The following is a 14,641-nucleotide window of genomic DNA, read 5'->3' as shown; positions in this document are numbered from 1 at the left end:
TTTAAAGGTTTAGCCCTTGTATTCATCTATTAAAAAGTATTGGATTCTGGCTATCACTTGTTTGGTAATATCCCGCTGGGTGATGGCCGGTGAAACATTTACGTTTGCTGCGGAAGACAGCTGGCCGCCATTCGCCATGGCGGACGGTAGTGGCCTGTCGCGCAATATTATCGAGCAGGCACTTTCTTACAGCGGTTCAACCGCCACCTTTATTACGGTTCCCTATGCCAGGGCATTAAAGATGGCCGAAAATGGCCAGGTAGACGGCGCATACAACGTCACCTTTCAACAAAATACCCTGCAACGATTCGTGTTTGGTAATGAGCCGTTGTTCCAGGCTAAAGCGTCGTTTTATTACCCCAAAGACTCTACCTTTAACTATGCCAGTGTGGATAAGTTTCCCGGTGGCATAAGTATCGCGCTGATTACCGGTTATGAATATGGTGACAGCTATGAAGCTCACCGCAAGCGCTTTAAAGAGGTGAGGGTGGCCAATCAGCGCCAAATTATCAATATGCTGCTGGAGAACAAAGTGCATATGGCAATTATGTTCGACGATGTAGCTTCTTACACGCTGGCGGCTATGCAACTACCGCAGGACGCTATTCGCAAAGGTGAGCTGAATCATATCAGTGATATCTATGTGGCGTTCTCCCCGGAAGCGGAAAATCTCGAGGCCAAAATTGCCCTGTTTGACCTGGGATTACGGCAGTTGAAACAAGAAAGTAACATCAGTCAATAAAGCTGAAGGAGTGTACAGACAGTAATTCTGCTCCTGCATGCTTCCGATTACTGGTTTCCTGTTTACGTTTATTTAATATCAGCTTAACAATGTCGCTTTTCTTCTTATCCTGTTGATCGCTTTTATTGAGGGAATTAAGAGGTTTTGATGGCATCCTGCGTTGCACGGTTTTTATTGTTTGTTTTTTTGTTTGTGTCATTGCCTGGTTATGCACAAGTGCGTGAGCGCATCAGTTTTAATGACAACTGGCGATTTTATAAATATTCCCCTACAGAAAAAGCAGATGGGCTTATCTACGATGCACGGCCGGCTATTAACGGCTACGATGATTCGATTAATGCTGATGCGAAACCTACCGACGCGGTGAAAATTAACGCCACGCAGCAAGTACTTAAGCCCTGGATAATGCCCACGGGCAATGCATTTATTGGCGATACAACCAGACATCATCCACGCCCGGCGGGCGAGCCGGGGGCTGAATTTGCCTTTGTACAAACCAATTTTGATGACAGTAGCTGGGAAGCGTTGAGTTTACCTCACGACTGGGCGATAAAAGGGCCATTTTACACCGGTAACAATCCGGAAGTGGGCGGCGGTATGGGGCGGTTGCCCAGTCACGGTGTGGCCTGGTATCGCAAGCAATTTAAGCTGACTGACGACGATGCAGGCAAACAAATTTATCTGGATATAGATGGTGCTATGTCTTACTCCATGGTTTGGCTTAACGGGCATTTAGTCGGGGGCTGGCCTTATGGTTACAGTTCATACCGGCTGGATCTTACGCCTTACCTGAATTTTGATAGCGTAAACCAACTGGCCATCCGCCTCGATAATCCAAACAATTCCTCGCGCTGGTATCCGGGCGGTGGCATCTATCGAAATGTCTGGCTGGTAAAAACGTCCCCCGTACATGTTGATCAATGGGGCACTCAGGTAGTTACGGAGAATGTGAGTACTGAGTCGGCGGAAGTGAAATTAACCCTTAAGGTTAAAAACGCCCAAACAAGAGGTCAGGCAGTGCGCCTGGTAAATAAGATTTATCAGGCGAACCATGCTGGAAAACCTACGGGAGCGCTAGTCAGCAAGTTTGCCACCAGGCACGCCATGATTGCGGGTAACTATAGCGAAGCGGTTACCAGCACAGTGACCGTCTCTAATCCCAGATTATGGGGGCCCGTACCTTCGCAAACGCCACATCGTTATGTCATTGTCTCGCAGGTATACCAGGGCGAGAAGCTGGTGGATGAATATCACACGCTCTTTGGTATACGTAAAGTAGAGTTTGATCCCAATCAGGGAGTGCTGGTCAATGGTGAACATATTGCTCTGCAAGGAGTTAATCAACATCATGATCTGGGGGCACTTGGTGCAGCATTTAACGTACGTGCGGCGCAGCGCCAGTTAGAAATTCTGCAGGAAATGGGCGTTAATGCTATTCGTATGGCGCATAATCCACCGGCGCCGGAATTGCTCGCACTTACCGATAAGATGGGCATTCTGGTTCTCAATGAATCCTTCGACAGCTGGTATAAAAAGAAAACACCTCATGATTTTCATCTGATATTTGCAGACTGGCACGAACAGGATTTACGTGCTCTGGTGCGTCGTGATCGTAATCACCCGTCGGTGATCATGTGGTATATCGGCAACGAAGTGGGCGAGCAGTACACCGGTGAAGAAGGTGCTGAGGTAGCTCTGAAACTGAAAAGTATTGTTAAGCAGGAAGATCCCACCCGGCCTGTTACCGCGTCTAAAAACTGGGCGAAAGCCGATTTTCCGTTTTCAGCTGCGCTTGACCTGATTAGCTTAAATTATCAGGGCGAGGGGATCCGTCAGGCGCCGGAGTTTGAAGGCACTAACCGTATTCGTACTCCGCCGTCTTATCCAGCGTTTCACAAGGCCCATCCTGATAAAGTGATATTGTCGAGTGAAACCGCCTCTGCATTTAGTTCACGAGGTATATATTTGTTTCCGGTAACACCTGACATGAGCTCACCCACACGAGACGGACGGGGCGGGGACTCATCTATTCATCAGGTGAGCTCCTATGAACTGCATGCTGTGGATTTTGGCTCTTCCGCAGATAAAGTATTCAAATACATCGACACTCACCCCTATGTGGCCGGACAGTTTGTGTGGAATGGGTTTGATTACCTCGGTGAGCCAACCCCGTATTATTCTTCGCGCAGTTCATATTCAGGTATTGTTGACCTGGCTGGCTTTAAAAAAGACCGCTTTTATCTGTACCAGAGCCAATGGCGGCCAGACCTGCCCATGGTGCATATTCTGCCACACTGGAACTGGCCCGAGCGTGTTGGCAAAGTGACGCCGGTACATATTTTTACTTCCGGCGACGAAGTTGAGCTATTCATCAACGGACAGTCAATGGGACGTAAGAAAATGGCAGAGTTAACATACCGGATCCGTTTTGATGATATTCGTTACGAGCCCGGTGAAGTCAAAGCTGTTGCTTATAAAAATGGCCGTAAATGGGCTGAGCAAACCATTAAAACCACCGGCGAAGCGGCAGCTCTGCGCCTCACTGCCGACCGTAGTAACATTACTGCTGATGGCAAAGACCTGTCGTTTGTCACCCTGGAGGTCGTCGACGCAGCCGGGCGGGTTGTTCCTACAGCCACTCAGCAGATTGACTTTTCAGTCAACGGTGCTGGCAAGCTGGTGGCTACTGACAATGGTGACTCGACTAACTTCACGCCATTTCCCTCTGCAACGCGTAAAGCGTTTAGCGGCAAAGCGCTGGCCATTGTTAAATCTGCAGATTCGGCCGGTGAGATAATAATCACAGCAAAAGCAAAAGGTTTAGCTCCGGCAACAATAGTGATTTCCGCCGAGTAACATTGAATCACGGCGTTCGGAAACATCTTCTTAAGCTGACTTAACTAATTAAGTCAGCTAAGAGGCTGTTAAGATCATGGCGGCGGCCGGGTATGTTCGGCTGCCACATTCTAACGGTAAGCTAAACGGTCGATTATAGGGATCCGGGTGACTGGTGAAATGGTTTTGTATTTATTATGAAATTCTCTTTACCACCGATAGGTTACTCTATTTATAAGCGTTTTTAGCGTCCTTTGAAGCACTGTAGAACAGTTATTCATAAATTAACATAAAAATAACACTTGCCAAATGGAGTGAATTATCCGATTATTTATCTTAATCGATTAAGTTCTTGTGAGTGTTGTTATGAATCGTTCAAATGATGTCCAGTTGATTACCTATGTAGACCGTCTAGGCGGTGGTGACATCAAGGCGTTAAATGCGCTGTTTAGTAACCAGTTAAAGGGCGTGTTTGGCGGCGTGCATTTATTACCCTTTTTCTATCCTATCGATGGCGAAGATGCTGGATTTGATCCCATCGACCATACCGAAGTGGATAGTCGGCTAGGCAGTTGGCAGGATGTCGGTGAGCTGGGTGAAAATATGGACATCATGGCCGATATGATTGTTAACCATATGTCAGCACAAAGTCCTCAGTTTCAGGACGTATTAGCAAATGGCCAGTCATCATCATTCTGGCCGCTGTTTCTGACCCGCGACAAAGTATTTGCGGCAGATGAACACCAGGATATCGCAAAAATTTATCGTCCACGCCCCACACCGTGTTTTACCGATATTACCCTGCAAAATGGCCAAACCGTGCCGTTCTGGACCACTTTTACCTCTAACCAGATCGACATTGATGTCACCTCTGAAGCAGGACAGGCGTATCTTGAGAAAATCTTAACTGCGTTCGAGCGCAATAATGTGGATCTTATTCGTCTGGATGCCGCTGGCTACGCCATTAAAAAGCCGGGCACCAACTGCTTTATGCTGGAAGAAACCTTTGATTTTATCGAAGACCTGAGCCAGCAGGCCCATAGCCGCAATATGAAGTGCCTGGTTGAGATACACAGCTACTATAAAACTCAAATCGAAATCGCTAAGCGCTGCGATATGGTGTACGACTTTGCTATGCCGCCACTGGTATTGCACAGCCTGTTTAGTGGCGATCCGTCGGCACTGGCTAACTGGTTGCAAATTTCGCCACGCAATTGCGTTACGGTTCTGGACACTCACGATGGTATCGGCATTGTGGATGTGGGCCCGGAAGGTGATAAACCCGGGCTACTTAATGCTGCTCAGATCGATTCGCTGGTTGAGCAAATTCACCAGAACAGCAATGGCCAGAGCCGTGAGGCCACTGGAGCGGCGGCCAGTAATCTCGATTTGTATCAGGTCAACTGTACCTATTACAACGCGCTGGGCGCCAATGACCAGGCTTACCTGATTGCCCGTGCAGTGCAGATATTCTCGCCGGGGATCCCACAGGTGTATTACGCCGGACTCTTTGCTGCCGAAAATGATATGGCACTGCTGGCCAAAACCAATGTGGGCCGTGACATCAACCGCCCTTATCTGGATGAACAGGCTGTCAGCGAGTCGCTGGAAAAGCCCGTGGTCAAAGCGTTGATTGCGCTGATTCGATTACGCAATTCGCTGGCCGCGCTGGTAGGTGAATTTAGCGTTACACAACAGGAAAATATCCTGCGCCTTAACTGGCAGGCAGATCAGTCTGCCGCGCAGTTAACGGTTGATTTTGCTTCTCTGGTGGCATCTGTCACTTATAGTGAAAATGGTATCGAACACCACGTAGATATATCGGTTGATAGCCTGGCTCAAAGCGTGTCGGCCTGATCTTAATTTTGCTCCTTGTGGGCCGCACTCGCGGCCCATTATTTATTGGTTTCCGTACCGCCTTTCTGGCTTAGCTCTGAAACTCTCACCTCAGCAGTTACCTGCTTGTTACTTTACTGATCTATTTTTAACCTGTTCAGGTACAAAATGAAAATTTAGGGAGTGGCTGTTGTGTAACCGGTTGCACTCTGCAATGAATACCCGGTCCGGGTAAACAGTGATGGAAACACCGGAGGCGCAATGTACGGCTGTGTAAAATACCTGTTCATTTTATTATCTTGTATGGGCATATCTTTCCCTTCAAGCGCGCAAGACTCACCTATTGAAGTGACTGCAGCCTATCCGGTGGCCAGTCAGAAATATCAAAGTATCACCTTAAGTGGCGCAGTAAGCACCGCCAATGATGCCTTCCTTGCACCGCTACAGGCAGGACTTGTCGATAAGCTTTTTGTGGAAGTGGGCGATCATGTTCAGCAGGGTCAGCCATTACTGACTCTCGACAGCAAGCTCGCTGAGCTGGCGCGTCAACAAGCTGAGGCGGAGCTCGAAGTGGGCACTGTTGCTCATAACGAAGCAGAGCGTCTGCTTAATGAAGTTGATGCGTTATCACAACAACAACTCGCTGCCAAAACCTTATTCCAGCAGCGTAAAGCCGAAGTGGCCAACGCTAAGGCAGAACTGGCCAGACTAAAAGCAATTCTTGCGCTGCGCAAAGAAATTGTAGCCCGTCATACGCTCAAAGCGCCGTTTGATGGCGTTATTTACCAGCGGGATGTCGATGTAGGGGAGTGGGTGGAACCAACCACCGCCGTACTCGGTTTGGTATCACAGCAAGCGAAACGCCTCACCATCGAAGTGCCGCAAGAATACTACAGTTACTTTACCAACCTTAATGGCGACATTAGCATTCATCCGGATACCGGCCTGCACGATACCATTACCGGCAAGCTGGAGCGCCTGGTTGCCGCTTCAGGCGGTCAGGGCCGCAGCTTTACCGCGCACATCGCGCTGCCGGAGAATACCGACTTGCTGGTGGGAATGTCTGCTGAAGCGGAAATCATGCTGCCGCAACTGGAAAACAAACAGGTGTGGTTACCGACAAGCGCGATCAGGCAGCATCCCGACAGTGGCGCCAGTGTGTTTGCCATTAACAGCAATAAGGCCAGCCGGGTACTGGTGAATATTGTTCGTCAGCAGGGCGATGCAGTGTTAGTTGCCAATGCAACTGAGGGACAATTATATGCTATCTCTGGCGTTTCGCGGTTGTATAACGAGGCGGCAGTCACTGTGACCAATAGGTCTGAAATCAATGATTGAGGCAACGGTAAAGCGCGGCATTCTGGTTGCCGTAGTCGTTGGGATTAGCTGCATTATGGGGATTGTGGCGGCGCTGTCGATTCCGGTGCAGATGATCCCAGACCTTGAGGTTAGAACCATCACCGTGCAAACCGGTTGGCCAGGTGCCACACCACAAGACATCGAAAAAGAGATCCTCATAGAGCAGGAACGCTACCTGCGCAATATCACCGGGTTAAAACGGATGATCTCCTTTGCCGAAATGGGCGAGGGGCGGGTGGAGCTTGAATTTCCCTTTGGCGTGGATGTTAACGAAGCCTTAATCCGGGTCAGTAACGCGCTGAGTCAGGTGCCTGATTACCCGGAGAATGTTGACCAGCCGCAGTTATTCTCCGATTCCTTTTCCAGTAACGCCTTCATGTACTTTCAGTTGTTCCCTGCCGAGGGCAATCCCATGGCGCTGGATATTGATATGCTATACGACTTTGTCGACGAGGTGGTTCGCCCGCAAATGGAAAGCGTAGAGGGCGTATCGCAAATTGAAATCAGTGGCGGCTCCCGTCGGCAGGTACAAATCATGGTCGACCCGGCAAAGCTGGCTCAACGCGGTATCAGCCTGATTGAGGTGCGCAATGCCATTGTCCAGCGCAACCAGGACTCCTCCGCCGGTGACATCGAAGCCGATAAAAGCCGCTATTTACTGCGGGTGGTGGGGCGTTTTGAACAGTTAAACGAGCTGGAAAACCTCATCATCCGGCGCATCAACAATACCAATGTGTATTTAAAGGATGTGGCCAAAGTAAAACTCGATCACTTTGAGCGCCGCCAGCTTTCCTACGCCAATGGCGATCGTAACCTTGGGCTCGCGGTGCGTCGCGAAACCGGCTCAAACGTGATAGCCATTAAACAGCAGATCCTGCCGATTGTTGATGAACTTAACGAGCAGGTATTACGCCCGAACGGCCTTAAAATGGAGCTGTTTACCGACGACGTGCTGTATGTTTCCAGTTCGCTGCGCAACGTGATGGTTAACCTGGCATTAGGAGCAGGGCTGGCTACTCTGGTAATGTTCTATTTTCTGCGTTCGGTGCGCTCCACGCTCATTGGCGTAATGGGCATCCCGCTGTGTACCATTGCGGCATTTATTGCCTTACTGGCCTTTGGCCGCACCATTAATGTTATTTCCATGGCCGGGGTGGCTTTCGCCATTGGCATGACGGTAGATAATACCATTGTGGTGCTTGAATCTATTGTGCAATTCCGGCGACAGGGGCTGAGCAGGTTTAAGGCCTCAGTGGAAGGAGTGAAGGATGTGTGGCCGGCAGTGCTCGCCTCTACGGTAACTACCATACTGGTGTTTGCGCCTATCTTGTTTATTGAACAGGAAGCCGGGCAACTTTATTCAGATGTTGCCATTGCCATTGCCGGGGCGATTTTTGCCTCTATGCTGGCCGCCATTTTTGTTATTCCGGTAGCCATGGCCCGTCAGCCCAAACCAGAAGATAGCGACACCAGTGGCCAGAAATGGTTTACCGCAAAATGTCTGGGGCTGGTTTCGGCGGTTATTAGTTCGCGCCTTCGCGCGCTGGTAATCGTAGTGGCGGGAGTGGTGTTGATATTAGGTAGCGCCTGGTGGCTGATGCCTGCGGCGGAATACCTGCCGGAAGGCGAGGAGCCCAAAGCGTTTTCGACCATGACCGCGCCACCGGATTATAACTTATCGTCTATGCAGGAAATTGGTGATGAGCTCAGGGCATTCTTTACACCCTACGTGAACGCCGATCCGGAAGCATACGGACGTGGTGAGGCAGAATTTCCGGCCCTGCAGTTTTACAATATGCGCGTGAGCATAGGTAGCGTATGGATGGTCACCATGCCGGTTAATCCCGACGAGGTGGGCGATATGATGGCACTTATAAACGAGAAGTTTGAGAGCTACCCCGGCATGCGTGCGTTTTCCACCAAAGGGTCGATTATCTCCAGTAACGATGGCGGCACCCGGGCAGTGGCGGTAGACTTTTCCGGCAGCGATATTAATGCGTTATATCAGGCGGCCAATGCGTTATACACCAAAGCGGATGACTACTTTAATAACCCACAGATTAATTCCGATCCCGGCTCGCTGACCTTGAACAACCCTTTATTGAAATTCGCCCGGACTGGCAGCGACTTGCCGAACTCGGCATGAATGGCGATGATTTTGGTTACTCGGTGGCTGCAGTGAGTGACGGGGCCTTTGTGGATGAGTTTTTACTCAATGACGATCAGGTGGACATGTTTTTGTTCAGCAATGCTGGCAATCAGCAGAGCATTGAGCAACTTGCTACAACGCCCATTCTTACCCCACAAGGCACTATTTTACCGCTCAACGCCATTGCCACTTTACTGGAAGGTAAACGCAGCGACACGGTGCGCCGTATCGATGGCGAGCGCACGGTTTCGGTATATGTGATTGCCCCCAAAGAAGTGGCCCTTGAAACCGCCGTTAACACGGTTAAAAACACCTTATTGCCGGAGCTGCGCGAAAGCGGTGCTATCCCGCAAAGCGTGAGTACCCGGATCACCGGCGCGGCCGATCAGCTCGCCGCCACTCAGGATGCCTTATCGGTAAACTTTTTGATTGCCATTGCGCTGTGTTACCTGCTGCTGGTGGCCATCTTTAATCACTGGGGCTACCCGGCGTTTATTCTCACCATTATTCCTCTGGGTATGGCGGGTGGCCTGTTGGGGTTAATTGCCAACAACGCTGTATCGGGCATGCTCGGCGGTGCTTACCAACCCTTTGATATGATCACCATGCTGGGCTTTTTAATTTTGCTGGGCACGGTGGTGAATAACCCGATTCTGATAGTTGATCAGACCCGGCGATTACTGGCTCAGGGCGAAGCTTTACATAGTGCGGTAAAACAGGCTGTGGAAGTGCGTTTACGGCCAATAATGATGTCTACCTGTACCACGATCTTCGGGCTGGCGCCGCTGGTGGTGATCCCCGGTGAAGGGACAGAGCTGTATCGTGGGGTAGGGATTATCGTACTCAGCGGTATTTTTGTCTCCACTGTATTGAGCGTGACATTTTTACCCGCCTTGTTGGTAACGGTACTGGCCCGCTTTGCACCCAAAGCCAGTACCAGTGCCAATTAGTTGCCCAGGTGCGCCTGGAATTCTTCGTAGGTGCCGTCGAAGTGAGTGATTTGCTTATCTTTAATTTCGATCACCTGGGTGGCCAGTGATTCAACAAATTCACGGTCGTGGCTAACAAAGATTACTGTGCCTTCAAAGGCCATTAGCGCAATATTAAGCGCCTCGATAGACTCCATGTCCAGGTGGTTGGTGGGCTCATCCATTACCAGCACGTTAATGTCCTGAAGCATGATTTTACCAAACAACAGGCGGTTCTTTTCACCCCCTGAGCACACGCTGACTTTCTTGTTAAAGTCGTCAGAGCCAAACAACAGGCGGCCCAGCATGGCTTTTACCTGCAGGTCATCATGTTTGGGCTGGCGCCATTGTGACATCCATTCAAACATGGTCATGTCGTTGGCAAAGTCTTTCGAGCTATCCTGAGGCACATAACCTACAGCCGCATTTTCGGCCCACTTTACGGTACCTTCTTTGGCGGTTTCATCACCAATCAGGCATTTGAGGAAGGTGGTTTTACCGGCACCGTTTTCACCAATAATGGCCAGTTTGGCACCGGCTTCCAGCAGCAGGTTTCCGCCACTGAACAGATGCTCACCGGTGTAACCGTGACCGAGCTCTTCCAGAGTAATGGCTAAACGGTGAAGTTTTTTGTGCTGCTTAAATTGAATATAAGGCTTACGACGGCTCGAGGCCTTAATGTCGGCCAGCTCGATTTTCTCCAGGCGTCTGGCCCGCGAGGTGGCTTGCTTTGCCTTTGAGGCGTTGGCAGAGAAGCGCGCTACGAAACTTTGCAATTCTTCAATTTCAGCGCTTTTCTTAGCATTTTCGTTTTGCAGCTGTTCCTGCACCAGTGCCGCCGCTTCTACGAAAGCGTCGTAATTACCCGGGTAAATGCGCAGTTCGCCGTAATCAATATCGGCCATGTGGGTACAAACCGAGTTTAAAAAGTGGCGATCGTGGGAAATGATGATCATGGTGGACTTACGCTTGTTCAGCTCTTCGGCCAGCCAGTGAATGGTGTAAATATCCAGGTTGTTGGTAGGTTCGTCGAGTAGCAGCACGTCGGGTTCGGCAAATAATGCCTGGGCCAGGAGTACACGCACCTTACGGCCTGGTGCAACTTCGCGCATTAAACCAAAGTGATAGCTTTCTTCAATACCGGCCGAAATCAAAATATCACCGGCGCGGGACTCGGCGGTATAACCATCCATTTCCGCAAACTGCACTTCAAGCTCAGCAACTTCCATCCCTTCTGCTTCGCTCATTTCGGCTTTGGAGTAGATTTCGTCGCGGCGCTGTTTTACTTCCCAGAGTTCACGGTCGCCCATGATCACAGCATCGACTACGCTCATGTCTTCAAAGGCAAACTGGTCCTGATTCAAAATACCCAGCTTGGTGCCCGGAGCCAGTGACACGTTGCCCGCAGTTGGCGTTAATTTGCCGCTCAGGATTTTCATCAGAGTGGATTTACCACAGCCGTTAGCGCCAATCAGGCCATAGCGATTGCCGTTGCCGAATTTGGCAGAAATATTTTCAAACAGTGGCTCAGAGCCAAATTGCATAGTGATGTTGGCGGTAGTAATCAAAACGGATCCCGGGATAGATAAAAATTGGCGAACGCCGGTGAAAAGACATTAAAGGCGCGCAATATAAAGAAACATTGCTGGCCTGTCCAGCTGCTGTGACGTTTTATTAACCGCATTGGTCGTAAGCCCGTAACCTGAGAGTAAATTCAGTTTCTTTACCCTGTTTTCACCCTGCTTTAGGCAAGCTGCCGTCATGACGCTTAATGAGAGCGTTAAACCGACACTCTGGAAAACAACTAAGGGAACAATGTGATGATCAGCAAATTAAAACTTATTGCAGTAATGATAGCCGCCGGCTGCCTTTCCGCCTGTGGTGGCAGCAGTAAAGATCAAATCAATCAGCTGCCTGGCAGCGGACAATCGGCTCCCGCTATTGACGAAGCCTATCAGGGGATCTGGGCGTCATCCGCTTATGGCGATGTGCTGGTAGTGGATGACAACAGCGCACTCTATTATCGGTACACTTCGGATTATTGCATTTTGCAGGATAGCTTTGACGAGCTTTCCACAGCTGAGCTCACCCGCAGTGTGGCGCTTAATAACAGTGAAGATGCACTGGAATGGTTTGCCGGAAGCGGCACCCGGGAGTTTCATGCACCAACCCGGCAGCTGGACAAAGTGAGTCAGCTACCGGCATCTTGTGCCAGCGATCCACTAACCGTTGAGTCAGACATGAGTCATCAGGAACTGTTTGCTTTGTACAGCCAGATAATGGCCGAGTACTACGTCGACTTTGCACGTATGAACGTTGATTGGCCGGCCTTATCCTATGCTCAGGAAACCCAGATAACCGAACAGGATACCACCTTGTACGAGGCGGTTTATCAAACGTTGTTGCCATTGGCAGATTCGCATAATTCCTGGGTAGCGGCAGATGGCACTATAATTCGGGCCTATACCAAACCCGTACATACCACCAATCTGATTGAAGAATATGCCCTGGCCAATGGTCTGAGCTATCCGCTGCAGGACAGTGAACTGAATAACGCCATTGTGGCCGATATTGAAAGCTATATTGATAATGCCCTGGGGCAGGAAATTAATATTATCATGGGCTACGCGACGTCAGACATAGGGCAGGATGCGTCTGAGCAAATTGCCTGGTTTGCCATTAACAATATTGGCTATCTGCGCATTGATGCCATGCATAATTACTCTACAGCAGATGAAGACAGCGACGATCTGGCCCAAACCACGTCTAATCTTAATAACCTTAATCAAGCACTGGATGAGGCGCTCACCGATTTAGCGGCTACGGACGGTCTGATTATCGATGTGCGCTATAACGGCGGCGGCAACGACTATATCAGCCTGGCCATTGCCAGTCGCTTTACCGAAAGTGAATTTCTGGCCTATAAAAAATATGCCCGGGATGGTGCGGGAGTAACGGCTACACAAACTGCTTATATTGCGCCTAGCCAGTATGTAAATTACACCAGTAAACCCGTGGCCCTGCTGGTGAGCAACGATACGGCTTCAGCGGCCGAGACGTTCAGCTTGTCGATGCAGCAGTTACCTCACGTTACGCTGGTGGGGGAGGCGACCCACGGTATTTTCTCTGACATTATGCACTGGGCTTTACCCGGTGAACACGAACTCGGAATATCCAACGAAGTGTACTTATCGCCGGATGATGAGTGGTATGAAGGGGTAGGCGTGCCAGTAGATGTTAATGTGCCATTTTTCTCCCTGTCTGATCGCACTCAGGGCGTGGATTCGGCAATCGATGCCGCACTTGAAGTGCTCCAGTAAGCTTGCAGGGAAGACAGGGCCGGATTCGCTGGCCCTGTTTTTATCGCTGTAAAATATCGTTTAACCGGCGAGTTGATAGCCTTGTTGTTTAAACAGTTTAAGGGCGGCTTCGCACACGTGGGTATCGTATAAAATGCCCTGGTTGCGGCGAATTTCGTCCAGTGCTTTGTCTATACCCTGGGCATGGCGGTAGGGCCGATTGGTAGCCATAGACTCAATCACATCGGCTACGGCAATGATTTTTGCCTCGAGCAATATCTCATCTCCGCTTAATCCTCTTGGGTAACCACTGCCGTTTATACGTTCATGATGCTGATACGCCACTTCGGCAATAGGCCAGGGAAAATCAATATTTTTAAGAATGCTGTAACCGTTACTGGCATGGGTTTTAATAATTTCAAACTCTGAGACGGTTAGCCGGGTCGGCTTGGTCAGGTACTCCGAGGGCACGCTGATTTTGCCAATATCATGCACCAGCCCGGCGATACGAAGGCCATACTGGGTATCTATATCAAGGCCCATTTTACGGGCTATTTCAGCCGCTAAGTCGCCCACTCTGGCTTCATGGCCTGCGGTGTACGGATCGCGCAATTCCACCATGTGAGAGATGGCGGTTACCGTACCAAGCACCATTTTTTCGAGTTTGCTGGAATACTCCTGCACCTGCTCCAGGGCCTTTTCTTCGGTACTCACGTCGCGCCAGATGCCAATAAAGCGTGGCGGGTTGGTATTGGGTATTAACCGCAGCTCGTCATGAAAGTAAACGTAATGCCCGCGGGCATGCTTAACCCGATAATAATGATCGCCACCGCCCCGGGTAATAATGGCTTTGCTTTCTTCAATGGCGCGCAGGCGATCGTCCGGATGAATGCTGTTTTGCCACCAGTGCGGTGAATTGGCCTCTTCCTGGGAGTAACCGAGTACGTCGCTGAGGTTTTCGCTTATCCACAGTGGCAGGGCTTTGTGCTCCCTTACCTCCATGGCATAAGTGATAATAGGTATGGCAGAAAAGTAACTGGGGATTCGGCTTAAAAACAGCTGCTCAGGTGATTCGTTTATCCGGGCTTTGAGCTCGGCACTGTTTAAACGCATCAGTAGCACGTAGAGCAGGGCGGACATAAGCCCCACAAACCCAAGGCCCTTGAGCATAGAAATCATGTAGGTGTTTTCAAAATCACCGAAGAACTGGGCCAGCACCCAGTCGCTGCCGATAATCCATAAAACGCCTGTCAGCAGGTAAATTAAGACAATTTTGCGATAGCGGTTTTTATTCATGAATACTACTAAATTTAACGCTATCTGCGGTTTAATGCGATGCGTTGGGCTGCCTGAAAAACAACACTCCTTTGTCGGATTTATCCGTTACCTGTGCATTTTAGCTAAACTTTAGTATAACAACCAACTTTGCCTTACTTTTTTGTAAGGCAGGTTG

At 49.8% G+C, this 14,641-nt stretch carries 7 protein-coding genes and 1 pseudogene; 6 read left to right on the top strand and 2 right to left on the bottom strand.

Translation table 11 applies throughout. The features are described 5' to 3' along the window. Window positions 1–16: 16 nt before the first annotated feature. From C6Y40_RS11535 to C6Y40_RS11515, 5 genes and pseudogenes are all read left to right on the top strand, one after another. Complete coding sequence (locus C6Y40_RS11535; RefSeq protein ID WP_105934720.1) at window positions 17–742, top strand: substrate-binding periplasmic protein; 726 nt, start codon at window positions 17–19, stop codon at window positions 740–742. A 147-nt stretch (window positions 743–889) separates the two neighbouring features. Beyond that, window positions 890–3,598: a beta-galactosidase GalB gene (gene galB / locus C6Y40_RS11530; RefSeq protein ID WP_105934719.1), complete on the top strand. Its 2,709-nt coding sequence runs from the start codon at window positions 890–892 to the stop codon at window positions 3,596–3,598. A gap of 345 nt (window positions 3,599–3,943) precedes the next feature. After that, window positions 3,944–5,434 carry a sucrose phosphorylase gene (gtfA, locus tag C6Y40_RS11525; protein ID WP_105934718.1) on the top strand — a complete coding sequence of 497 codons (1,491 nt, stop codon included), beginning with the start codon at window positions 3,944–3,946 and terminating at the stop codon, window positions 5,432–5,434. 240 nt (window positions 5,435–5,674) lie between these two features. After that, entirely contained in the window at window positions 5,675–6,751 is a 1,077-nt protein-coding gene (locus C6Y40_RS11520) for an efflux RND transporter periplasmic adaptor subunit (RefSeq protein WP_105934717.1), read from the top strand. Next, window positions 6,744–9,871, top strand: a pseudogene (locus tag C6Y40_RS11515) (efflux RND transporter permease subunit). The gene C6Y40_RS11520 and the pseudogene C6Y40_RS11515 overlap by 8 nt, the downstream one beginning before the upstream one ends. Here C6Y40_RS11515 and C6Y40_RS11510 read toward each other — a convergent pair. Further along, window positions 9,868–11,457: an ABC-F family ATPase gene (locus C6Y40_RS11510; RefSeq protein WP_105934716.1), complete on the bottom strand. Its 1,590-nt coding sequence runs from the start codon at window positions 11,455–11,457 to the stop codon at window positions 9,868–9,870. The pseudogene C6Y40_RS11515 and the gene C6Y40_RS11510 overlap by 4 nt on opposite strands. A 252-nt stretch (window positions 11,458–11,709) precedes the next feature. On the opposite strand from C6Y40_RS11510, the gene C6Y40_RS11505 reads away from it, so the two are divergent. Continuing rightward, window positions 11,710–13,209 (top strand): S41 family peptidase, encoded by a 1,500-nt coding sequence (locus C6Y40_RS11505; RefSeq protein ID WP_105934715.1) that lies wholly within the window; start codon window positions 11,710–11,712, stop codon window positions 13,207–13,209. A gap of 60 nt (window positions 13,210–13,269) precedes the next feature. Here C6Y40_RS11505 and C6Y40_RS11500 read toward each other — a convergent pair whose 3' ends face one another. After that, window positions 13,270–14,484: an HD domain-containing phosphohydrolase gene (locus tag C6Y40_RS11500; protein WP_105934714.1), complete on the bottom strand. Its 1,215-nt coding sequence runs from the start codon at window positions 14,482–14,484 to the stop codon at window positions 13,270–13,272. Window positions 14,485–14,641: the final 157 nt, after the last annotated feature.

It is taken from the genome of Marisediminitalea alba (assembly GCF_002993365.1).
In the GTDB taxonomy this organism is placed as follows: Bacteria; Pseudomonadota; Gammaproteobacteria; order Enterobacterales; family Alteromonadaceae; genus Alteromonas; species Alteromonas alba.
This window is presented reverse-complemented; position numbering and strand designations above follow the sequence as displayed.